Annotated in this window: 20 protein-coding genes, 1 pseudogene and 1 riboswitch; of the genes and pseudogenes, 10 read left to right on the plus strand and 11 right to left on the minus strand. The window is 39.3% G+C overall.

The window, feature by feature from the left end; translation table 11 throughout:
- Complete coding sequence (locus N0B29_RS05510; RefSeq protein WP_263832706.1) at window positions 1–2,958, plus strand: bifunctional diguanylate cyclase/phosphodiesterase; 2,958 nt, start codon at window positions 1–3, stop codon at window positions 2,956–2,958.
- 27 nt (window positions 2,959–2,985) lie between these two features.
- On the opposite strand, the gene N0B29_RS05515 is transcribed toward N0B29_RS05510, so the two are convergent.
- Window positions 2,986–3,237, minus strand: coding sequence for a helix-turn-helix domain-containing protein (locus N0B29_RS05515; RefSeq protein ID WP_263832707.1), 252 nt, complete (start codon window positions 3,235–3,237; stop codon window positions 2,986–2,988).
- Window positions 3,238–3,335: 98 nt separating this feature from the next.
- Here N0B29_RS05515 and N0B29_RS05520 point away from each other — a divergent pair, with 98 nt between their 5' ends.
- The 8 genes and pseudogenes from N0B29_RS05520 to N0B29_RS05555 all read left to right on the plus strand — a co-directional run bounded on the left by N0B29_RS05520 (window position 3,336) and on the right by N0B29_RS05555 (window position 9,703).
- Entirely contained in the window at window positions 3,336–3,932 is a 597-nt protein-coding gene (locus N0B29_RS05520) for a GGDEF domain-containing protein (RefSeq protein ID WP_263832708.1), read from the plus strand.
- Window positions 3,933–3,967: 35 nt separating this feature from the next.
- A riboswitch (TPP riboswitch) is annotated at window positions 3,968–4,077 on the plus strand.
- 83 nt (window positions 4,078–4,160) lie between these two features.
- Window positions 4,161–4,964 carry a bifunctional hydroxymethylpyrimidine kinase/phosphomethylpyrimidine kinase gene (gene thiD, locus N0B29_RS05525; protein ID WP_263832709.1) on the plus strand — a complete coding sequence of 268 codons (804 nt, stop codon included), beginning with the start codon at window positions 4,161–4,163 and terminating at the stop codon, window positions 4,962–4,964.
- On the plus strand, window positions 4,961–6,172 hold the full coding sequence (cytX, locus tag N0B29_RS05530) for a putative hydroxymethylpyrimidine transporter CytX (RefSeq protein WP_263832710.1): 1,212 nt from the start codon (window positions 4,961–4,963) through the stop codon (window positions 6,170–6,172). Before thiD ends, cytX begins: the two co-directional genes overlap by 4 nt.
- Window positions 6,151–6,954, plus strand: coding sequence for a hydroxyethylthiazole kinase (gene thiM, locus N0B29_RS05535; protein ID WP_263832711.1), 804 nt, complete (start codon window positions 6,151–6,153; stop codon window positions 6,952–6,954). The genes cytX and thiM overlap by 22 nt, the downstream gene beginning before the upstream one ends.
- Before the next feature lie 74 nt (window positions 6,955–7,028).
- Complete coding sequence (locus N0B29_RS05540; protein WP_263832712.1) at window positions 7,029–7,544, plus strand: ferritin-like domain-containing protein; 516 nt, start codon at window positions 7,029–7,031, stop codon at window positions 7,542–7,544.
- A gap of 705 nt (window positions 7,545–8,249) precedes the next feature.
- A pseudogene (locus N0B29_RS13055) lies at window positions 8,250–8,516 on the plus strand (methyl-accepting chemotaxis protein); the annotation flags it as partial.
- Window positions 8,517–8,582: 66 nt separating this feature from the next.
- Window positions 8,583–8,924, plus strand: a complete 342-nt coding sequence (locus tag N0B29_RS13060; RefSeq protein WP_263833328.1) for a CZB domain-containing protein — start codon at window positions 8,583–8,585, stop codon at window positions 8,922–8,924.
- A 38-nt stretch (window positions 8,925–8,962) separates the two neighbouring features.
- Complete coding sequence (locus tag N0B29_RS05555) at window positions 8,963–9,703, plus strand: MBL fold metallo-hydrolase (protein WP_263832713.1); 741 nt, start codon at window positions 8,963–8,965, stop codon at window positions 9,701–9,703.
- 3 nt (window positions 9,704–9,706) lie between these two features.
- Here the strand turns inward: N0B29_RS05555 and N0B29_RS05560 are convergent, their stop codons facing one another.
- From N0B29_RS05560 to N0B29_RS05595, 8 genes are all read right to left on the minus strand, one after another.
- A complete protein-coding gene (locus N0B29_RS05560; protein ID WP_263832714.1) occupies window positions 9,707–10,000 on the minus strand; it encodes a hypothetical protein in 294 nt (97 codons plus the stop codon).
- 31 nt (window positions 10,001–10,031) lie between these two features.
- Window positions 10,032–11,864 carry an ABC-F family ATP-binding cassette domain-containing protein gene (locus N0B29_RS05565; RefSeq protein WP_263832715.1) on the minus strand — a complete coding sequence of 611 codons (1,833 nt, stop codon included), beginning with the start codon at window positions 11,862–11,864 and terminating at the stop codon, window positions 10,032–10,034.
- 145 nt (window positions 11,865–12,009) lie between these two features.
- On the minus strand, window positions 12,010–12,804 hold the full coding sequence (gene motB / locus N0B29_RS05570) for a flagellar motor protein MotB (protein WP_263832716.1): 795 nt from the start codon (window positions 12,802–12,804) through the stop codon (window positions 12,010–12,012).
- Between the two features lie 11 nt (window positions 12,805–12,815).
- Window positions 12,816–13,589, minus strand: coding sequence for a flagellar motor stator protein MotA (gene motA, locus N0B29_RS05575; RefSeq protein ID WP_263832717.1), 774 nt, complete (start codon window positions 13,587–13,589; stop codon window positions 12,816–12,818).
- A 125-nt stretch (window positions 13,590–13,714) separates the two neighbouring features.
- Window positions 13,715–14,446, minus strand: a complete 732-nt coding sequence (locus N0B29_RS05580; protein WP_263833329.1) for a TIGR03915 family putative DNA repair protein — start codon at window positions 14,444–14,446, stop codon at window positions 13,715–13,717.
- Complete coding sequence (locus N0B29_RS05585; protein ID WP_263832718.1) at window positions 14,446–15,678, minus strand: putative DNA modification/repair radical SAM protein; 1,233 nt, start codon at window positions 15,676–15,678, stop codon at window positions 14,446–14,448. Before N0B29_RS05585 ends, N0B29_RS05580 begins: the two co-directional genes overlap by 1 nt.
- Window positions 15,679–15,775: 97 nt before the next feature.
- On the minus strand, window positions 15,776–16,405 hold the full coding sequence (locus N0B29_RS05590) for an NAD(P)H-dependent oxidoreductase (RefSeq protein ID WP_263832719.1): 630 nt from the start codon (window positions 16,403–16,405) through the stop codon (window positions 15,776–15,778).
- 82 nt (window positions 16,406–16,487) lie between these two features.
- A complete protein-coding gene (locus N0B29_RS05595) occupies window positions 16,488–17,837 on the minus strand; it encodes a cryptochrome/photolyase family protein (RefSeq protein WP_263832720.1) in 1,350 nt (449 codons plus the stop codon).
- A 120-nt stretch (window positions 17,838–17,957) separates the two neighbouring features.
- Here N0B29_RS05595 and N0B29_RS05600 point away from each other — a divergent pair, with 120 nt between their 5' ends.
- Complete coding sequence (locus N0B29_RS05600) at window positions 17,958–20,084, plus strand: methyl-accepting chemotaxis protein (protein ID WP_263832721.1); 2,127 nt, start codon at window positions 17,958–17,960, stop codon at window positions 20,082–20,084.
- Here the strand turns inward: N0B29_RS05600 and N0B29_RS05605 are convergent, their stop codons facing one another.
- Window positions 20,085–21,032: a YbgA family protein gene (locus N0B29_RS05605; protein ID WP_263832722.1), complete on the minus strand. Its 948-nt coding sequence runs from the start codon at window positions 21,030–21,032 to the stop codon at window positions 20,085–20,087.
- 56 nt (window positions 21,033–21,088) lie between these two features.
- On the minus strand, window positions 21,089–22,387 hold the full coding sequence (locus tag N0B29_RS05610; RefSeq protein ID WP_263832723.1) for a phenylacetate--CoA ligase family protein: 1,299 nt from the start codon (window positions 22,385–22,387) through the stop codon (window positions 21,089–21,091).
- Window positions 22,388–22,394: the final 7 nt, after the last annotated feature.

Genomic DNA, 22,394 nt, shown 5'->3' on the forward strand with positions numbered 1-22,394 from the left:
ATGAGAGTGCGCCAAAAATTAAGTTTGTTTCACTATTTTCACATCATCACTTTAATTCTTTTTTTAACTTTTGCGATCATCTTTTTTTCACTCAATTTTTACAATGCTAAGGTTAAGTTTGAACGCGATTCTGAGCGTCTTCAAGCCAATTATATTGAAACCAAAAAAGGTATGCTTGTCGCAAAAATTGAGCATTTTTTAGATTATATTGCAAAAGAACGCCAAAAGACATATATCCATACACAACAGATAGTTAAATCACGCGTTTATGAAGCCCATGCGATAGCAACGCAAATCTATGAAAAATATAAAAATACCCATGATGATGCTTTTATTCAAAAGCAGATTATTGAAACCCTTCGCCTCTTGCGCTATGAAAACAATCAAGGTTACTATTTTATTACGCGTTTAGATGGTATATCGATGCTTTTTCCCTTTAGTCCAGAATTGGAAGGGAAAAATATGTTTGACTCACACAATGATCAGATGGTTTTGGCTAATCAAGGAATGCTTAATATCTTCAAAACAGCAGATGAGGGGTATTATGATTATCTTTGGAGTAAACCTTCTTCTAAGGATCAATTTAATTTTAAAAAAGTCTCTTACGTCAAAGTTTTTAAACCGTACAATTGGGTTATTGGTACAGGGTTTTACCTTGATGATATGGAGCAGAAGATCAAAAAAGAGATTGTGAATGATGAAAAGCGTCTGATCACTGATAAAGAGAAAGGTGATTATATTTTTATTGGAACATGGGATGGTGTTGGTTTAACGTATCCTGCTAAAGATCAAAATATTTCACATCTTCAAGATGGCAATGGAAAATATTATATTCAAGAAATTATCACGAAAGTAAAAGAGGGCGGTGGGTTTGTTGAATACCAAACACTAGAGCGCCACCAACTCGTATCACAAAAAAAGCTGAGTTACGTTGTGCCTCTTGCAGACTGGCAATGGTACATCGGTACGGGTGTTTTTATCAATAACCTCAATCAAGAGATTCAGATACTGCGTAATGCCATGTCAGAAGAGATACAACGCGCATTCTACTCTATCATCGTATGGTTTTTAGTTTTTAGCTTTATTGCAGGTATTTTATATTTTTACATTAGCCATAAAATTCGTAAAGACTTTGCTCTTTTCATCAATTTTTTTGACTCATTAGCCAACAAAGACGAAGTTATAGACCCTGCTTCACTCAAATTCAAAGAGTTTGAAGAGTTGGCAAAGCATGCCAATACGATGCTTAAAGCAAAAATTTTTACTAATAAGCATTTAGAACAGTATAAAAAAATTGTTTCAAGTTCTGATGACTTTTTAGCTTTAATTGATCGTAACTACACCTATCTTGCGATCAGCGAGGCGTATCAGAAGTTTTTTAATAAGCGTACTGAAGAGATACTTGGGCATACCATGCCAGAGCTTCATGGATCACAATATTTTATAGAAAATCTTAAACACCTAAGTGATCGAGCTTTGTCTGGAGAGACTTTTGAAGATGAATTTTGGGCACTTTCGGCTTATGGAAAACGCTTTTTGCATACCAAATATTTTCCTTATTATGAAAACGAAGGCGATGTTCTTCCCATGGCGTATGTGGTTTCTGCACGCGATAATACTGAGAAAAAAGCAAATGAAGATCGCTTGCTTGCTTCCGAGAAAGAGTTGGAATTTTTAGCGCATAATGATGCACTGACAGGACTTCCAAATCGTCTGCTTTTAAGCGATAGAATTGCTCATGCGATTGAAAACAGTAAACGTCAAGGCGGTATGATAGCGGTCTGTTTTATTGATCTTGATAACTTTAAAAAAGTCAATGATAGTTATGGACATTCCTACGGTGATGAGATTCTCAAACAGTTTGCACAGCGTGTTCAAGGAAAAATTCGTCATTGTGATACGCTTTCACGCGTTGGTGGTGATGAGTTTATTTTGTTAGTTGAAAATATTCAAGAGAAGCATGAAATAGAGATTATCCTCTCCAAAATTCAAATGATTTTTGAAGAGCCTTTTATCAATAAAAAGCAAAAATTCTTTCTCTCTGCCAGCATGGGCATTAGTCTCTATCCAGATCATGGTATTGATGGTGAGACACTGATTAAAAATGCAGATACGGCAATGTACAAAGCGAAAGATGCGGGTAAAAATACGTATGCCTTTTACACGCTTGATATGACCGTAGCATCATACGAGCGCGTTGGTATGGAAAATGCCTTGCGTGAAGCGATTAAAGAGAAGCAGTTTTTGGTTTATTATCAACCACAAATGGATCTTAAAACCCATAAACTTATTGGACTCGAAGCGCTTCTTAGGTGGAACCACCCTTTAGAGGGAATCTTAGCGCCAGGGCGATTTATTGCTTTTACTGAAGAGACGCATCTTATTGTTGAGATTGGGGCATGGATATTAAAACAAACATGTATTGATCTTGTCGGGCTTCATCAAGAAGAGCTCTTTAAAGGGACAGTTTCTATCAATATCTCGGGTGTGCAGATTGAATTTAGTGATTTTCTTAAAACACTTAAAGAGACGATAGAAGAGACGAAAGTTGACCCTTCCATGCTTGAGATTGAAATAACAGAATCTTTTATCATGCACGATCCTGAACGTTGGATTGCACTTTTAAAACAGATGCAAAATCTTGGTATGAACATTGCCATTGATGATTTTGGAACGGGGTACTCTTCTTTAAGTTATCTAAGAAAACTTCCTATCAATAAGCTCAAAGTTGATATGTCATTTGTCAAAGACATCCCGAATCTTGAAGATGCGTGTGCCATCGTAAACTCTATTATTAACTTGGCTCAAAATATGAAAATTACAACTTTAGCGGAAGGTATTGAGCGGAAAGACCAAGAGAGCTATCTTGCTGAACATGGATGTGAGCAAGGGCAAGGATATTTATATGCCAAACCGATGAGTTTAGTAGAGCTCAAACATTGGATTAAAAAGCTTTAGATTTTTTGAAGTATGGAAGAAGTTTATTTATAATTTGAAAAACTCACATATATCCACTTCCAAAATGGTGGCTATTTTGTATAGATGTTCTATATTGTAATGCTTATTTTCCAATCCTGCTTCAATTTTAGCAATTGTACTAACCGATTTATGTCCTATTGTTAGGGCTAAATCTAACTGCGTAATCTTTTTTTCTTTACGAATACGTTGAACATTTTTTGCTATCATGCGGTGAAATTCTCTAATTTCATTTGGTAAAAATTCATGATGAGTTTTCATTGTCTTTCCCTATAGTGAAGTATAGTCTAAGTCTATAATGGTTACAATGTTTTTAAAATTCCCTATAGTGAAGTTTAAAAAAGAGGTATGGTGCGTTAATGGCAGAGTATTCGTGTATTAGTATTATTACGATAGCATGCACTGTATTATGTATCATTTGTTTTGTATTGGTGAAAATTATTTATCATCAAAAGCGCCAAGTTATGGATTTGCATCTACTTACGCAAAAAGATGAATTAACTCAAGCCTATACAAGACGCTATTTTTGTGAAATTTTAGAGTATCACCTAAAGTTAATTCAAAGGTACAATAACTCTTCTGCTGTTTTAATGATAGATATTGATAATTTTAAAGAGATAAATGATACGTTTGGACACCCCTTTGGTGATAATGTTTTAATACAAGTCGTACGAGAGTGTAACCATGCGTTACGTGAAAGTGATGTGATAGCTCGCTATGGTGGTGATGAATTTATTCTCTTGTGCCCTTTGATCACTCATGAAGACCTCATCATTATCGCACAACGCGTTCAAAATGCCTTACGTGATTTCCAAGGAGTACCTATCACATTAAGCGTAGGTGCATGTCTATTTGAAAAAACGTTTAGTGCATCGCATATTATTCATTCCGCTGATAAAGCTCTCTATAATGCTAAAAAAAATGGCAAGGATAGAATCGAATTTCTCATCCCTTGAAAATCGTTTTAAATCAGAGTACAATTGTCCTTAATCGTTCGTGCTAGGAGGGCTGGTAAACCAGCTGAGATAAAGAATGGTGATTCTTTGATCCTTGTGACCTGATCTGGGTAATGCCAGCGTAGGAAAGCTCAATCAAACCAACACACATCCTCTTTTGATACCTTCTCACAACTTTCATAATCTTTACATGTAAAAGTAATTTAATTCATTTTAAGAGGAAAATATATGAAACATTGTTTAACCATAGCGGGTTCGGACAGCTGTGGCGGAGCGGGCATTCAAGCTGACTTAAAAGCTTTTAGCGCCAATGGAACGTATGGCATGAGCGTTATAACCGCAATTACTGCGCAAAATACGCAAGGTGTATTTGATGTGCAAGACATTAACCCCTCTGTGATACAGCATCAAATCGAAGCAATTTTTGATGATATTCGTGTCGATGCCATTAAAATCGGTATGGTCTCTCGCCCTGAAACGATTGAGATCATCGCAGAAACGCTTAAAAAATACCCCTTACCACCTTTAGTAGTTGATCCTGTCATGATTTCCAAAAGTGGGTATGACCTATTACAACCTGAAGCCAAAAAAGCACTCATCGAAATTCTTTTACCGATGGCAACGCTTATCACTCCCAATCTTCCTGAAGCGGAAGTGATCGTTGGTTATAAGATCGATACGATTGAATTGATGCAAAAAGCCGCCGTTGATCTGCATAAACTGGGTTGTAAGTACGTGCTGGTTAAAGGAGGGCATTTGGAAAATGATGCCACCGATGTGCTTTATGATGGCGAGCAGTTTTATCTTTTACACTCTAAACGATTAGAGACGATTAACACGCATGGAACGGGTTGTACGCTCTCTTCCGCCATTGCGGCTAACCTTGCCAAAGGTTTACATGTAAAGGAAGCAGTTGAGGAAGCCAAAGCGTATATTACCGAAGCGATCACACATGGATTTAAACTAGGGCATGGCGTGGGGCCAGTGCATCATTTTTACGCACTTTACAAAAAAGCAGGAGTTGAGGCATGATGGAAGAAAAGACCACATTAAGTGGATTTGGACTTTTTGCACTCTGGTTTGGTGCCGCTGTGTCAATGGCAGAGATTTTTACGGGCGGACTTATAGCGCCACTTGGGTTTAGCGAAGGTTTAAAAGCGATTCTTTTAGGACATCTTATCGGTGGTTTGATTCTTATTTTGGGTGGCTACATTGGAGCTAAAAGTAAGCTTCCTGCCATCATGTCTACACGCATCTCCTTTGGGCGTTATGGTTCGTATCTTTTTTCGTTTTTAAATGTGCTTCAACTCATTGGCTGGACAGCCGTGATGATCATCTCGGGTGGGCGTGCTGCGAATGAGCTTGGCATTAGTCTGTTTGGATTTGATAGCATCAATACCTGGGCGATAGCCATTGGTGTTTTTATAGGACTTTGGATTTGGCTTGGAAAAGTAGGGTTTCAAAAACTCAATGTCGTTGCTGTTGTTCTTCTTTTTGCGCTCACATTGGTTTTGTGTGGCGTTGTTTTTCAGGAGGGAAGCATTTTACATGTAAAGCCCACGGGTGAAATGAGTTTTGGCTCCGCGCTTGAATTGAGTGTCATTATGCCGCTTTCATGGTTACCACTCATTTCAGACTATACACGTTTTGCGAAGAGTAAAAAAGGTGGACTCATCGGCAGTTTTACGGGGTATTTTGTAGGAAGCTCTTTGATGTACGCCATCGGTCTTGCCATCGCGCTTTATGCGCAAGATGCAAGTGTGGGAACGATGATGATGGCACTGCATTTAGGCTTTGCCGCTCTTGGCATCGTACTTCTCTCCACCATTACAACGACCTTTTTAGATGCCTACTCAGCAGGCGTAACGTTTACGAACATTTTCCCCCAAATGAGCGAGCGAAAGATCGCGCTTGCTATGGCACTCATTGGTCTTTTGGTAGCACTTTTTACACCTATAGAGCAGTATGAAACCTTTTTATACGCCATAGGTTCTGTCTTTGGACCGCTCTTTGCCATTTTGCTGAGTGACTATTTTATCTTTAAAAAAGAACAGATCGAGCCTACTTTATCTTTACATGTAGGCTCATTCATTGTGTGGGCAATGGGTGTTGTGCTTTATTATTGGTTTATGACACTTGATTTAACGCTGGGATCAACACTGCCTACAATGCTTGCAACGAGCACGATTTTTATTATTTCAAAAAAGGCGATCGCATCATGGACATTAAAGAGCAACTAAAAGAACAATTTATTGCATTGCAAAGTAAGCGAGCTTTGGTGCATCACATTACCAATTATGTCACGGTCAATGACTGTGCCAATGTTGTTCTTGCCATTGGTGCTTCACCGATTATGGCAGATGAAATGCGCGAAGTTGAAGAGATGGTAAGTATTTGCGATGCGCTGGTTTTAAACATTGGAACGGCGAACGAGCGCACCATCACTTCGATGCTTAAAGCGGGAAGTGCTGCGAACGCTAAAGGCATTCCTGTCGTGCTTGATCCTGTGGGTGTGGGTGCGACTTCTTTTCGTCATCAAAGTGTGGCAAAGTTGATGGAAGCCATACACTTTAGTGTCATTAGGGGCAATATGGCGGAGATAAAAACCATCGCGGGGCTTGAAGCCAAAAGTGCGGGAGTAGACTCGCTGGATCAAGAGAGCGATGGCGGTAAAATCGCTATGAGCTTGGCGCAAAAGCTAGATTGTGTGATTGCCATTACCGGTAAAACAGACATTGTATCAGATGGCAGAGTTTGCTATGCACTGGAGAATGGTGATGTTGCTTTAACTAAGGTAACAGGAACGGGATGCATGAGTACTTCACTCATTGGCAGTTTTCTAGGGGCTTCAAGAAATGCCTTAGGTAGTGCCATTGCTGGCATCTTAACGATGGCAATTGCAGGTGAAATAGCCGATAAGAGCAGTGGCATGGGAACATTTCACACCTCCCTTATTGATGCCATCAGTCAAATGGATGTGAAAACTATTGTGGATAAATGTAACATAAGCTTGATTAAATAATAAAAATTATTATTTAATATATAGTTTAGTTTTTCTGCTGTAAGATTGTACCATTACCATCAAAGGAGTCAATCATGGCAAGAGTTGGAAATTCAATTATCAAAGGGATCGAGGTTCAAGAAATCATCACGACACTTAATCGTGCCTATGCCGATGAGTGGTTAGCGTACTATCAATATTTCATTGAAGCAAAAGTGGTCAAAGGGCTGATGAAAGATGCAGCCATAGCAGAGCTTGTGCAACATGCTGCTGATGAATTGCGTCATGCCACAATGTTAGCCGATCGCATCATTCAGTTAGGGGGTGCTCCACTGCTTCATCCCGCGGATTGGCTCAAACAGACCAACTGTGGTTATGATGCTCCCAATGATTTTGATGTAGTCGCTGTTTTAAATGACTCAATTAAAGGGGAGCAGTGTGCGATTGCTACCTACTCAAGCATTGTTGATCTCACACGCAATAAAGATATCGTCACTTATGACTTGGTTTCACAGATTTTAGCTGATGAAGTAATGCACGAAGAAGATTTGCAAAATTTACATGATGATATTACTGAATTTATCAGCAATCTTAAGAAATCTATGAACTAGATTTCGTACCAAACTTTCGTTAAAAAGTGGGTAAGTATGAGTAAGATATCATACTTACCTTTCCTAATTTATACTCAAAATATATCTAATTTCCCAATATTAAATAAAAATTGAACATTTTTCATCATCATTTGGTTACTTTAAGTTACATCAATTAATTTTAAAATGAAATATTTTTTCACATTACGCATAAGTGACCGAAGTATGACCAATGCAATGATAGCATTATGAGTTTTGATTTAATTGTGACGAAAAAAATAAAGTAATAAATAAGGGGCGCATGTGTTTGGAGGTAAGAGTAGGGCATTAGAAGAGGTAAATCAAAATTTAGTTAAAGAGAATGAAAATCTTAAAAACGAGATTTTGTCTCTTAAAAATGAAATTGAAAAGTTGAGTGAGAAAAATTCAGAAAATCAAGGTACGATAAACGAAAATCGGCTCATTTTAGAGTTAAATAGTATTATGAGTGATGGATGTAAAGTTGGTATAAGCGAAATTCAAAAAGATATTGAGCAAAATTTGGCAGCTGCTAAAGAGATTGCGAGCATGGGTGGTACCACTGTTTCAACGATAACAATCCTTGACGAAACATCTTCAGAGCTGATTGCTTCACTTTCGCATATTAATGAATCAGCGAGTGAGTCAAGACATCTTGCTGAAAATCTTCATCATAGTGTGGATGAGATTTCGAGCGTTATCAATCTCATTAAAGACATTTCCGATCAAACCAACCTTTTAGCGCTCAATGCAGCCATAGAAGCGGCACGTGCAGGTGAACACGGACGTGGTTTTGCAGTGGTTGCTGATGAAGTACGAAAATTAGCAGAGCGAACGCAAAAAGCAACATCCGAAGTTGAAATGAACATCAATGTTTTAAAACAAAATGCGGGTTCTATGTTCAGACAAAATGAAGAAGTTGAAAACGTTGCGTTAGCGTCAAATAAACATATTGAGACATTCAAAGTAGAACTAAATAATATTCAAAAAAGCGCAATTGAGATCCAAAAAGACTCAAATACAATTTCTTATGCGATTTTTGTGGCACTAGCGAAGTTAGATCACGTTTCATTTAAAGCTAGAGGATATGGCGCTATCTTTAATAGAGACTATCAGCAAATGGTGGATCACCATAATTGCCGTTTGGGCAAATGGTACGCAGGTATTGGAAAAGAAACGTTCCAAAATACCTCAGGGTATAAAGGTCTTGATGATCCCCATAAAATTGTTCATGAGTCCATCAACAAAGCTATCGCATATCTTGCGGAGGGAAATAGTTCAAATGATGCTTCAGTTGTGATTAACTCTTTTAAAAGTGCGGAAAATGCCTCTTCTAAACTCTTTGAATTGCTCAACCAAATGTTAACAGAAAAGAGTCAGTAGTTTTTTGTATAATTTCACATCTAAGATAAGGTTACTATGTGAAATTTGAGTTTTTAGGAACAGCCGATACAGGGGGAATTCCTCTGCATCGATGTCAGTGTGAGATTTGTGAGAGCGCAAGGCTAAAAGGAGTGAGCAATCGTTCCAGCAGTGCTTATTTGGAGCTGGATGATGGTAGCGTCATTCTTTTTGACGCAGGGTATGATCTGTTATGTGATCGGTTCAATAAAAAGCATATCAGGGCAGTTTTTCTCACGCATTTTCATGCTGACCACTGTTTTGGGCTTATTCGTCTGCGTAAATCTGCTGATACCATTATCTGTTATACTCCAAATGACACACAAGGCTTTGGTGATCTTTTTATTCATAAAGATTCTATTGACTATCAAGTCCTTCAACCTTTTGAAGCCAAAGAGATTGAAGGTGTTAAAATTGTAGCTCTTCCTCTGCTTCATTCTAAGACGACACATGGCTATGTTATCTTTACATGTAAAGGTGTGGTAGCGTACTTGACAGATTGCGCAAGCATACCTGAATCTTCACTTGCGTATCTAAAAGCACAAAAGATTGATCATCTTTTTTTAGATGCGGCCTATACGCCATATTTTGAATCAAAGAAACATTTAAACTGGGAAAGTGCAGGGGAGTATATAGATGCTATTAAGCCTAAAAACGGTTATTTAATTCATGCGAGTTGTAAAACCTTACTTCCTTTACATGTAAAGAAAATAAGGCTGAAATACCCTTATATAGAACAAGGATTTACGATTGAGGTGTGAAGATTACTCTTCATCCTCATCGTCTTCAAATTCTTCTTCTTCCTCTTCAAAGTAGATGTTGTCTTCATTACCATCGTAGTTATAGTCACTTTGATAAATCGGATCGTCTTCCTCTTCATCAAACTCATCATCTTCATCTATTCCCTCTTCGTAGTCTTCTTCATTCATCAAAATATCTTCAACTTTGTCGAGAAACGCATCAATGTCACCATTAAAGAGATGCTCAAATCGCATCGCATCGAGGATGAATTCGCTAGAACAGCCGCTCTCTAAAAGGAGCTCTTTTAAGTCACGCATACTTTACCTTTGCTTTTTTCGCAATTCTACACTAATTTTGGATGTTTTTCAATTGCATTTCATAGCTCTCAAAGAGCTCATCATGGTTTACATGTAAGGTTTCAAATTGCTCATAAAGCTTTTCAAGCTCGGCTTCATCGCTTTTTAACTCTTTTGAAATTCGCCCAAGTTCGCCGATGTCATTGCTAGAGGAACACGCCACCAAGGCTTCGTTTTTGGATTTCATAGCCTCTTCAAGCTTCATAATTTTTGCTTCACACTGTTCGATCTGCTTTTTAAGAGGAGAGAGTTTAGAACTTCGCTCTTGAATAAGCTTTGTGCGCAGTTTCTTACTCTCCACATAGTCATTATTGGCTACTTTTTTGGGTGCAATGTCAGTCTCTTCTTCCCAGCCAATTTTCTCTAAAAACTCATCGTAATTACCATCAAAAAACTCTGCTTTATCATGGTGGAAAATGATGAGAGCATCGGCTAATTTGTGAAGCATCATTTCCGAGTGGGTGACAATGATGGTAGATCCCTCAAAGTTTTTAATAGCATCACACAGTGAGTCAATGGAGTACATATCAAGGTGGTTGGTTGGCTCATCTAAAAAGAGAAGATTGGCAGGTGTCGCGATGATCTTTCCAAGCATAACACGACTGCGCTCGCCTCCGGAGAGAATGCTGATCTCTTTTTCTGCCATTTTGCCGCTAAACATCATACCACCACAGATGGCGCGCACTTTGGTAATCCCTAAAAGTGGATCAACCTCATAAATTTCATCAATGATGCTGTTTTTAAGATTGAGCCTTTGGATATTTGTTTGCCCAAAGTGTGCAAATGCTGTTTCAGGATGGAAGGAAAGTGTGCCTTGTTGTAGCGGTAATTCGCCTGCTAAAACGTTTAGGAGCGTTGATTTTCCTTTGCCATTTTTACCGATGATCGCTAAACATTTTCCCTTTTCAAGTTTGAAAGAGAGGTTTTGAAATAAAGGACGTGCTGGGTCATATCCAAAGCCTATATTTTGGGCATCAAGTACAATTTTAGCGGGAGTCTTTTTGTAGTTAAAGTTAAATGAGAGATTGCTTTCCTCTTCAAGATCATCCATCTCTCCCATTTTCTCGAGCTGTTTGGCTTTACTTTGCGCCATAACCGCTTTGGAAGCACGGGCTTTTTGACGTGTTACAAAGTCTTCAAGTTCCGCACGTTTTTTGTCTAAATTGGCTTTGGTTTTAAGGTAACGCTCATCGTCTTCTTCCAACTTGGCGTAGTACTTGTGACTGTTTCCCTCAATCATCATCAAACTTTTACGACGAAGTCCCATCGTGTGTGTAGTGATAGCGTCCATAAAGTCACGATCATGGGTGATGAGAATGATCTCACCCTTAAACTCTTTGAGGAAGTTTTGCAGCCAGCGCATCGAGACAATGTCAAGATAGTTGGTTGGTTCATCTAAGAGAAGTAAAGAGGGGTTTGTTGCCAGAAGTTTGACTAAATTGAGGCGAATTTGATAACCGCCAGAAAAGCTCATAGGGTCTTTGTCTAAATCTTCTTGAGAAAAACCAAGTCCAAAAAGCATCTTTTCGATTTTGTAAAGGTCAAACGCTTCATCACCAGGCAAGGCAGAAGCACACTCTTCGCGCACTGTTTTATGGGTAAATTCGATATGTTGGCGAAGTGCGCCTATGGTGTAATTTTTAGGAATGAGAATATCGCCTGAATCTGCTTCTTCTTCGCCTAAAAGAATTTTAAAAAGGGTAGATTTACCAGAGCCATTACGACCAACAAAACCTATTTTATTGCCATGTGCTAGTGTAAAGCTGATATTTTCAAAAAGGGTTTGTGCCCCAAAATGTTTGGAAAGATTAGTGACTTGAATCATATAAAAACTCATTACATGTAAAAATTTTTGCTTAGTGAAAAGCGAGTGGTATTATAAAAAAAGTTTTGCAAGAACTTGATTAAACGCTACGACAAATAAGGCAAACTCTATCCCTTTGCCGATAGCGTAGTTTTTAATTAAGTTGTTATTCTGCTTTCTTATTAAGCGTATTGAGTGTGTCTAGGATAGACTCTTTTTTGCTTGAACTATCAGGTCCTGAGATGCGCATGGTGAACTCGACACGACCATTTTTTTCACGACCTTCGGCTGTATCATTGGTCGCAAGCGGTTTGGTGTCACCATAACCTGCTGAACTTAAGCGATCTTTGGCAATGCCATTGCGAACGAGGACACGAATAACAGCATTTGCACGTGCGCTTGACAACTCAAGGTTGTCTTGAAATTTAGAGCCGCTTGGAAGTGCTGATGTATCTGTATAACCTTTTACGATTACTTCAACATTTTTTGGAAGCATTGCGATAATGTCAGAAACACGTTTTAAGAAAAGCATGGAGTCACTATTGATAATTTCTGCTGATCCTGCTGAAAAAAGAAGTTTGGTAGGGAGTTTTAAAATGGCACCATCAATTTTTTGCTCCAAAGAGCCTTCTCCAATGTTCATTTTTTCAATCATTTGCGCCATTCGAGCAATCTCTTCAAGTTGTGCAGAAGTTCCTCCTGCATTTCCTTTGTCTTTATCTTTTGCTGCATCGCCAGATTTGAGACTCATACTCATAACAGGCGTTGCTTCTTCAGGTTTAGCACTGTAATCGTAGATTTTGACAAACTCTTCTTTGAGTGCTTTCATCTTCTCTGTATTGGTTGAGGCAATAGCAAAAAGGGCAATAAAAAGTGCGAGCAAAAGACTGAAAAAGTCAGCAAAGGGTACTGCCCACTTCTCACCCGCTTCGCATTCAACTTTTTTACATTTTTTACCCACGTTATCGTCCCTTATTTGTCAAATTGGCTTTTTTTCTCTTCGAGTGGAGAGAGATAGTTAAGAAGTTTCATTTCCAGTGTACGAGGATTGTCACCGTGCGAGATGCCTAAGATACCCGCTAAAATGACATGTTTTTCTTTGATAATATCTTTTGATTTTCCTTTGAGTTTATGTCCCCAAGGACCTAGAAAGATGTATGAGCCTGCAATACCAAAAACGGTTGCAGTAAACGCACCACCAATACCATTTGCCATTTCTTGTGGATTGTCAAGTTTTTGAAGAGCGAGAATTAGACCTAAAACCGCACCAATAAGTCCCATAACGGGGCTCGTTTCACCGGCATGTACCCAGTAATGCGCTGCACCATGATAATACTCTTCCGTCTCTTCAATAAGAATCTCTAAAGTCTCTTCAATTTCATGAGCTTCAACACCATCAACTGCCATACTAAGACCTTTTTTGAAAAACTCATCATCCATTTGGTTTGCATGAGATTCAAGAGCCAAAATACCATCACGACGTGCAATAATAGCAAAATCAACGATTTGCTTAATGCGTGCATGAAGATCAACAGAGGACTTTTTAAAAATAACTTTAAACTCTTTAAATGCCCCTTTGACGTATTCTTGTGGGGTGGCTGTCATAGCTGCTGCCATAGCGGTTGGAATAACGATAATAAATGAAGTAATATGAAGAATATGGATAGGATTTCCACCTTCCATAATATCGCCAGTAGAAATTGTGGTAATGGCAAGTACCATTCCCAAAATGACGGTTAAGTCCATACGTTATGCTCCAAAAAATAATATTCAAACACTTTCAAGCATTATCGGTTAAAATACGAAAAACTTTACATGTAAAACAATGATATAACAATATTCCTTAGATAAGATGTTGTTTTTTTGCTTTTTTAGGCATGAAATTCACTCATATAAGTACGGTAAAGCAGAGGAACCCAATTTTGTTGAAGTTTTGGATTGTACCTACTTTCCACAGCGGCTGCTTTAAAAAAGCTCTTCCATAACGCTTTAAATTTCTCTTCATCGCTTGAATACGTTGGAGCATCAAAAGAAGCAATAGAGCGAATTTCTCGTAATTCATCATTTTTCACAAAAGCAAGAGAACGTTTAACATCGTGGATAATAAAAGGGATCTTTCCTAATCGTTTGGCAAAATGATCGCCTAAAAAAGGGACAATGTTAAATTTCGTCTCAATTTTGGCATACAATGTGCCATCGTCCAACTCCTCAAAGCGCGTAAATCCATACATCTTATGCACCAAACACAAAAGCTCTTTTTCAAGGTTCTGAATGTAAAAAAGATGGGCATTGTTAATGTTGCGAAGCTCTTTGGGATTTTTAAAGCCGATGCGAAGATACTCCAAAAGTGCCATTTCATGCTCCCTCGTGTCGCATAAAAAGATATTAAAAATGGTGCGTTGTTGCTCTTTTGTAAACTGTTTTGTGATACCTTCTAAGACTTTGCGCGCTTTTGCTTCATCGGTAAAAACTTCATGAAATCGTTCAAATAAAAGAGATCCAGGCATTTTTTTGACAATAGTGCTTACCTGTAACTTCTCATAATAAACCTCATAGACTAAACTCAAAAATCCTTCAAAACTACCATCGTAAAGTAAGATCATCACAGCTCACCCGTGTAGATAGATGTATCGAACAAGGTAGGCTGGATGATGTTCGATCCTTGATGAATGAGGGCTAGCTTGATCTTCTCTTCATATAGACTAGTGCTTCTATGAAAGTCTTTCCCCGCGATGATGAAATAACGTGCTTTTTTAAGGGAAATTTTGAGTTTCACGAGGTCTTCAAAACTAAGCTGTTTAAAACGTCTCGCTTGTAAAATTTTCAAAGCACCACGTATCCCAATGCCAGGAATCCGCACCAAAATCTCTTGAGGCGCACGGTTGACATCAATGGGAAAAAGATGAAGGTTTGAGAGAGCCCAAAATGTTTTGGGGTCAAACTGAATGTCAAGGTTTTGGTTTTCACTCAAAATCTCATCATACGAAAAGCCGTAAAAACGTAACAGCCAATCGGCTTGATAGAGCCTATGTTCACGAAGCAAGGGAGGCTTGGAGAGCTCAGGAACAGGCAGATGTTTATGGTTATTGACCGCAATGTACGCAGAGTAATAGACGCGTTTCAGTAATGCTTTTTGATAGAGCGATGAAGAGAGTTTTAGTATCTCAAAATCACTCTCACTGGTTGCGCCTATAATCATCTGCGTGCTCATAGAGATGGGCTTTGAGGAACGTTCCATCGTGATGTCACGTGCATGTTTTAGCGGGGAGAGAAGCTTCTCTTTGGTTTTATCAGGAGCAAGTAGGGCAAGGCTTTTGGAGCTTGGAAGTTCAATGTTGGAGCTGACACGATGCGCTAAAAGTGTGGCTTCTTCGATGAGTTCTTTGGAAGCTCCTGGGATGAGTTTGACATGAATGTATCCATTAAATCGGTACTCATGGCGTAAAATGCGCAACGTTTGAAGTAGTAAACTCATCGTATGGTCTTCATTTTTGATGATGCCAGAGCTTAAAAAGAGCCCTTCGATGTAGTTTCGTTTATAAAAATTGATGGTAAGTTCGGCGAGCTCTCTTGGCGTAAATGCGGTTCGTGGGGTGTCATTGCTTACGCGGTTGATGCAGTAGGCACAGTCATAAATGCAAACATTGGTAAGCAAAACTTTTAGAAGCGAAACGCATCTGCCGTCACTGGTAAAACTGTGACAAATGCCACTGTTGTGGGTGCAGCCAAGCTCACCTGTTTTATAGTTGTTCTCACTGCCACTAGAAGAGCATGAGACATCGTATTTGGCACTGCCTGCTAAGAGTGAGAGTTTATCTTCGATGGTTAATTTCATGCAGGCATGATAAAACTTTTTTACATGTAAAGGCAAAAATATTTCAAAATGAAATGAAGAAGAGTGAAGAGCCTAATTTCTAGGCTCTGGAAGTAACTTACTTAATAAACTCAACCGCTTCGTTAAAAGGAACTCTTAATTGAGTGGATTGTGGGTTGATGCGATACCCAAATGGAAGCACCATTGATAGTTGGTATTTGCTCGCATCAAGTCCTAAAATGGCTTCGACTTTTTCTTTTTCAAAGCCTTCAATAGGGCAAGAGTCGATGCCGATGTACGCTGCTGCTGTCATCATGTTACCCGCTGCGATATAACTCTGTTTTGAAGTCCAAGCGTAGATGTTTTTATCAGAACTTAGAGTCTCTTTGAGGTGGTTAGCGTAGAGGTTAATGTAAAAATCTTTTTTCTCTTGTGGCATCTCGCGTCTTCCAAAACGAAGCGCTGGTATACCACTTTCAACTTTAACAGCATCAATCGCCGCTAAAATGATGACAAGGTGTGAGCAAGTTGTCACTTGAGGTTGATCCCAACAGACTGGGCGCAGTTTTGCTTTGAGCTCTTCGTTGGTAATGACCAAAAATTTCCATGGCTCCATACCAAATGAAGAGGGCGACTTGTGACCTGCTTCTAAGATAAAATTGATCTGCTCATCGCTGATCTTTTTTGTTTCGTCAAATAGTTTGCACGCATGGCGAAAGTCCATCGCTTTGGTAAAGTCATTTTGCATCGAATGTTCTCCTCTATATTTTTTAAAATCATAACGTCTACAAACTTTATTTTCTCTTACATTACTTTTGGTAAGTATTGAATTAAGAAAAGGCGCTTAAAAAACGTTTTCGTGCGCTTTCATGCCCTATGATGGGCTTTGGATAGCCTGCAATATCATGCGTCATTAAGTACGCTTCTTTGTGTAAATAAGTGGCTGGAATATCGCGTAATAATGGAAGGTGGTGTTTGATGTAGTGCGCTTCTTTGTCAAACTTTACTGATTGCGCGTAAGGGTTAAAGATACGAAAATAAGGTTGTGGGTCGATTCCTGTTCCAGCGCACCATTGCCATGAAAGTATGTTTGCCGACGCATCATAATCCAAAAGATGTTTCGCAAAAAACGCCTCACCTTTTTGCCACGGCAACATCAGATGCTTAGTAAAAAATGACCCCACCACCATGCGAGCACGATTGTGCATCAGCCCAGATGTTAGAAGCTCCGTGATCGCCGCATCAATAAGCGGATAACCCGTTTGAGCAGAGATAAATCGTTCATACACTTCGGTGTCATTTGAAATAGGTGGAGAGTATTTATAATTCTCCCATGCAAGTTTGGGGAAATGGTAGAGCAAATAAGCATAAAATTCACGAAATATAAGCTGCCTAAAAAAGGGTTCAGTGTTATGACCTTGTGCTTTTTGAGCGGTTAAAAAGCGTACGACCTCTCTGATGGAAACGGTACCAAAACGAAGATGGACACTTAAATGAGACGTGGCATTCACGTTAAGAAAGTCACGTTTTTCATCATACGAATCTAGTTTACATGTAAAGATTTCTAACGCCTTTTGAGGCTCTAAAATGTTTACATGTAAAGGCTCAAATCCAAGACTTTCAACCTTTACATGTAAAGGTGTTTTTGTTTCGCTTTTGATACTCCAAAGCTCGTTATACTCGAAGTTTACAAGGCTTTGATTGCCTTTTTTGTATTTTAATGCGTAAAATTGTGTGTAAAGTGCTTGGCAAGCACGGTAATATGGGGTGAAAACAAGGTAAGGAGAGCCGTCTTTTTTAAGCACTTCATTGGGCTCAAAAAGGTAACAATCATTGAGTGCATGAAAGCTTAGTTGCTCTGCGATTTTAGCATCACGCTCTTTGGCGCAAGCATCATAATCCACACTGGCATAGACATCATGGAACCCTAGTGTTTTGAGGTAGGTAAAGACATCATGTGGCGTACCATAAAAAAGAGCAAGGTCAAGCCCCATTGCTTTAAGGTCAGATTTGAGTTTAAGTACCTGCTCAAAAATAAACGAGACTCTTCGATCATTTTTCTCAAGACCATTAAGAATGTTTGTATCGAAAATAAAGAGAGGCAAAACTTCTCCATCAATCGATAATAACATCGAATCTTGAATGCGTAAATCGCGTCTAAACCATAATATTTTTTTCATACAAATTTTATCCTCGTTTTGATGTAACTATTATAAATAAATTAAATATAAAATCCCATTTTTATCCAAGCTCATTCGATAGAATGGAGCCCAAATATAGGTTTAGGATGGAGTAAATTAATGTCTAATTATTCGCTCAAGATGAGAATCTTAATGGTTTTTGTCGTTTCAATTGGTGTCATGGCACTGATCTTTTTAACGATGGTTGTCCGTGGTATGTATGGACTTGGAAGTACGCAAATGAAAGATCAATCCGAGCTGATAACAAATCTTAACAAACAAGAGGTCAAAAACTACCTTCAAATCGCCCAAGAAGCTGTTAAAGCTTCCTATGAAAAGACACGGGACGATAACATCGTTGACATGATTAAAGAAGATGCCGTGATGTTTGAAGATGTCTTAATGGCAATCTACAATGAGAAAAAAGGTTCCATGAGTGAAAAAGAGCTGAGAGATCTTTTGATTCATATTATTCAAAGCTATCGTTATAACAAAGGTGCAGGTTACTTTTTTGCGTATACACCAGAAGGCATAAACATAGCGCATGAAAGTAAAAATCTGATTGGTAAAAATTTGATTGATCGTAAAGACATTAAAGGTAATTATACGGTTAAAACCATTATCGAATCAGCAATGCCTGGTGGGAACAATATCGCTAAATATTACAGCAAAAACCCGCTTACCGATGAAGTTGAGGGCAAGATTTCGTACAACTTCTTTTTCAAACCACTTGGCATCATCATCGGAACAGGCGAGTATATGTCCATCATCAAAGCCTACCATCAAGAACGTGCCATTGAAGTGCTTTCAAGTTTAAAATACGGCACAGGTGGTTATTTCTTTGGTATCAAAAAAAGTAAAGACGGTTACAATGTCGTCTTTCATGGTGCAAACTCAGCATTACGTAACACCGTGTTTGATCTTAGTGAAAAAGATATTAACGGTGTGATGTATCGTAAAAAGCTGGTTGAAGAGAGTATGGCGCATGAAAATGAAGGTGCTTATATCTCGTATAACTTTCAAAATCCAACGACAGGCAAAATCGAGCCGAAGATGGTGTATGCTAAGTATTTTAAAGATTGGGAGTGGATTTTAGTTTCAAGTATCTACCTCGATGATGTTGAAAAAAACATCGCAGAACAACAGAGTAAAGTCGATGGAAATATTACGGGATTATTGACAAAACTCATTCTTTCGGGTGTTGTGATGGTTATTATCATCTTTGGTGTCATTTATATGGTTTTAGGGCGTGTTGTCAATCGTCCGCTTGATTCTCTGACCCAAAAAGCGGCTGATCTTGCCAGAGGAGAAGGAGACCTTACATGTAAACTTGACGTTGCAGGACAAGACGAGATAGGCAAAGCGGCAACACAGATCAACCATTTTATTGAAAAAGTGCATCATACGATGGTGTCTGCAAAAAACGCAAGTAGTGAAAATGCAACACTTTCCAACACGCTCTCTTCAATCTCGCAAACGATGAGCCAACGCGTGGAGCACTCAACACATTTGATTACAGATGCTACGAAAATTTCTCAGACATTACGCCATGAGATTGAAACCTCTGTTGGAGAAGCAAAACGTTCCAAAGATGAGATCACTAAAGCAAATGAGAACCTCAAGAATGCGTGCAAAGAGATTGTGATTCTTGGAGAAAAAGTAGAGCAGAGTGCTCAAACAGAGATGGAGTTAGCATCACGTATGCGACAACTGAGTTCCGATGCAGAACAAGTTAAAAGTGTTCTTACGGTTATTAGCGACATTGCCGATCAAACCAATTTATTGGCGCTTAATGCAGCCATTGAGGCGGCGCGTGCGGGTGAACATGGTCGTGGCTTTGCGGTTGTTGCTGATGAAGTGCGAAAACTCGCAGAGCGTACGCAAAAAAGCCTGCTTGAAATCAATGCAACGATCAATGTGATTGTTCAAGCCATTATCGATTCGGGCGATCAGATGAACCAAAACTCTGAACAAGTGCAAGAGCTAACCCATACCGCACAAATGGTCGAAGAGAAGATCAAAGAGACCACAAGTATTATGGAAATGGCAACTAAAATGAGCGATAAAACAGTCAATGACTACATTAAAACCGAAAAAAGCATTGATGTGATCGTCGAAAAAATCGAAAGCATTAACACGATTTCTGATCAAAACGCTAAAGGATTAGAAGAGATCACCGTTGCGAGTGGAGACCTTCGCCAGATGGCTGAAAATCTCAACGCAACACTTTCGACATTTAAAACGTGATCATTTGCCTTCTTGAATAAAAGAGCGAAGTGAGAGGTCTTTAGGGTAGGGGTTTAAAAACTTCTGCCCTAAAAGATAGGTTGTATTGTACTTTTTAGCTAAAAATTCGATCGTACTCATCACCGCGATCAGCGGAATAATCTCATCGCGAAACTCTTCGATTTGAAGATGTAACTCTCTTTTTTCGTTCCCCTCTAGCTCTTTTTTGAAAAATCCCACCAGATGTTGAAGCACATTGACCGTTTTACTAATCGAGCCTTTAGTAGCAATCGTCTTTTTAAAAAGGGCGATGTACTCTTGTGTTATCTCTTGCAAGGTCCTTTTGTCGTGATTTGCGACGATTTTACCCAAAAGACGGTAGTTTGTTTCGTGTTTGCTTTGCAGTAAAAATTTATACGCAGTATGAAATGCCACAAGCTCTTGCATGGTTTTGATCTTTTTTTGAAGCCGCATTGCATCATGGTAAGCAAAAAGCTGCATCACAAAATTTTCCCTTAGCCAAGGGTCGATCAAACGCGCCTCTTCCTCGATGGGAAAATCCACAAAATGCTCTTTACATGTAAGCGCAAAAAGCCCATCTTTTTTCCCTTCACTCATCTCACCACTATAATATTTGGTGCTACCAAGTCCACAACTGGGCGATTTTGATTTCAAGATAATACCGCAAATCTCTTCGCTTTGGATATTGTGTAGTTCATGCGCTATCGCATCATTCATCGCTTGGGTAACATCGTTTTTGGAAAAGACAGTGATGACTTTTTTGCGCTCATTGTCTAGCACGATGCGTATAGTCTCACGAGGTGTTCCAAAGGCTAAATGCTCAGGACAAAACGGTATGAATGAGGCGTACTTTCCAAGCTTGTCAGTAATAAAACGATCTCTTTGACCCGTTTTATCGTAACGAATAGGCTCGCCCAATAAACAGGCTGAAACAGCAATTTTGAGCATGAAAGTCCTTTGTGGGAATTTTACATGTAAAGCCCAAAGACTTTACATGTAAAAGATTATTTCGGTCGTTTGTCCACCACTCTCACTGCTTTCCCCTCACTTCTTTGCAAAGATTTAGGAGCGACGAGTTTGACTTCGACATTGATGTAGAGATTGTTTAAAAGAGCGTGTTCAAGGTTTTTCTTTAAACTTCCAAGGTAGCTCATATCGTCGCTGATGAGATGCTCATCGAGCTCTACGTCAACTTCGAGTTTATCGAGGTAGCCTTTTTTATCGGCGATGATTTGGTAGTTGAGCGTGATGCCTTCTTGTTTTGAGAGGACATGCTCGATTTGCGATGGAAAGACGTTCACACCGTTGATAAGGAGCATATCGTCGCTTCTGCCTACAATGCTCTCAATTCTGCCGATAGTTCTGCCACAGCGACATGGAATGCGTGTCAAAGAGGTGATGTCACCCGTTCGGTAGCGAATGATCGGCAAACCTTGTTTGGTAAGCGTTGTGATGACAAGCTCACCGCGTGTGCCCTCTGGCAAGACTTCGCCCGTTTCAGGGTTGATGATCTCAGGGTAGAAATGGTCTTCGTGAATATGAAGCAGGTTTGAGTGTTTGCAGTTACACGCGACACCTGGTCCTATGATCTCGGAGAGTCCATAAATCTCGTGGTAATCAATGCCCCAAATATGGGCTATCTCGTTTTTAAGCCCTTCACTGGTTGGTTCTGCTCCGAAAAATCCCACACGTAGTTTGAAATCTTTGTGAATGTCGTAACTCTCAGCTTGTGCCACTTCTGCCATGTGCAAGGCAAACGAAGGTGTTGCTGTGAGTACCGTTGCGCCAAAGTCTTTTAAAAGCAAGAGTTGGCGAGAGGTAAAGCCCGTGGAGCTAGGGATGACGGCGATTTTCATGCGTTCTGCGGCGTTATGAAAGCCTAGACCACCCGTGAAAAGTCCATATCCGTGAGAGTTTTGCATGATGTCTTGGCATGTCACACCGCCCATCGTAAAGGCTCGACCCATCACTTCTGCCCAGATGTCCATATCGTGCTCTGTGTAGCCTACAACGGTGGGTTTTCCTGTGGTTCCACTGGAGCTGTGGATGCGTACGATTTGGTCCATATCGACTGAGAACATACCAAACGGGTAGTTGTCGCGAAGGTCTTTTTTCTTCGTAAAGGGGAGTTTTGCAAGATCTTCTAAAGACTTCACATCCTGCGGTAAAACACCGTGTTCGTCAAATTTTTTTTTGTAAAAAGGAACGAGATGATAGACCCTAAGCAGTGTCTCTTTGAGATGTTTTAACTGCCACGCTTGAAGTTCATCTTTACACAGACTTTCGTTTTTACTAAATGTCATTGGTTTT

Origin of the sequence: Sulfurospirillum oryzae, assembly GCF_025770725.1 — a bacterium.
Taxonomy (GTDB): domain Bacteria; phylum Campylobacterota; class Campylobacteria; order Campylobacterales; family Sulfurospirillaceae; genus Sulfurospirillum; species Sulfurospirillum oryzae.

Excerpts from the sequence above, each read along its gene's own strand:
- N0B29_RS05510 (WP_263832706.1), top strand. The coding sequence starts at position 1 with ATGAGAGTGCGCCAAAAATTAAGTTTGTTTCACTATTTTCACATCATC.
- N0B29_RS05515 (WP_263832707.1), bottom strand. The coding sequence starts at position 3,237 with ATGAAAACTCATCATGAATTTTTACCAAATGAAATTAGAGAATTTCAC.
- N0B29_RS05520 (WP_263832708.1), top strand. The coding sequence starts at position 3,336 with ATGGCAGAGTATTCGTGTATTAGTATTATTACGATAGCATGCACTGTA.
- thiD (WP_263832709.1), top strand. The coding sequence starts at position 4,161 with ATGAAACATTGTTTAACCATAGCGGGTTCGGACAGCTGTGGCGGAGCG.
- cytX (WP_263832710.1), top strand. The coding sequence starts at position 4,961 with ATGATGGAAGAAAAGACCACATTAAGTGGATTTGGACTTTTTGCACTC.
- thiM (WP_263832711.1), top strand. The coding sequence starts at position 6,151 with ATGGACATTAAAGAGCAACTAAAAGAACAATTTATTGCATTGCAAAGT.
- N0B29_RS05540 (WP_263832712.1), top strand. The coding sequence starts at position 7,029 with ATGGCAAGAGTTGGAAATTCAATTATCAAAGGGATCGAGGTTCAAGAA.
- N0B29_RS05560 (WP_263832714.1), bottom strand. The coding sequence starts at position 10,000 with ATGCGTGACTTAAAAGAGCTCCTTTTAGAGAGCGGCTGTTCTAGCGAA.
- N0B29_RS05565 (WP_263832715.1), bottom strand. The coding sequence starts at position 11,864 with ATGATTCAAGTCACTAATCTTTCCAAACATTTTGGGGCACAAACCCTT.
- motA (WP_263832717.1), bottom strand. The coding sequence starts at position 13,589 with ATGGACTTAACCGTCATTTTGGGAATGGTACTTGCCATTACCACAATT.
- N0B29_RS05580 (WP_263833329.1), bottom strand. The coding sequence starts at position 14,446 with ATGATCTTACTTTACGATGGTAGTTTTGAAGGATTTTTGAGTTTAGTC.
- N0B29_RS05585 (WP_263832718.1), bottom strand. The coding sequence starts at position 15,678 with ATGAAATTAACCATCGAAGATAAACTCTCACTCTTAGCAGGCAGTGCC.
- N0B29_RS05590 (WP_263832719.1), bottom strand. The coding sequence starts at position 16,405 with ATGCAAAATGACTTTACCAAAGCGATGGACTTTCGCCATGCGTGCAAA.
- N0B29_RS05595 (WP_263832720.1), bottom strand. The coding sequence starts at position 17,837 with ATGAAAAAAATATTATGGTTTAGACGCGATTTACGCATTCAAGATTCG.
- N0B29_RS05600 (WP_263832721.1), top strand. The coding sequence starts at position 17,958 with ATGTCTAATTATTCGCTCAAGATGAGAATCTTAATGGTTTTTGTCGTT.
- N0B29_RS05605 (WP_263832722.1), bottom strand. The coding sequence starts at position 21,032 with ATGCTCAAAATTGCTGTTTCAGCCTGTTTATTGGGCGAGCCTATTCGT.
- N0B29_RS05610 (WP_263832723.1), bottom strand. The coding sequence starts at position 22,387 with ATGACATTTAGTAAAAACGAAAGTCTGTGTAAAGATGAACTTCAAGCG.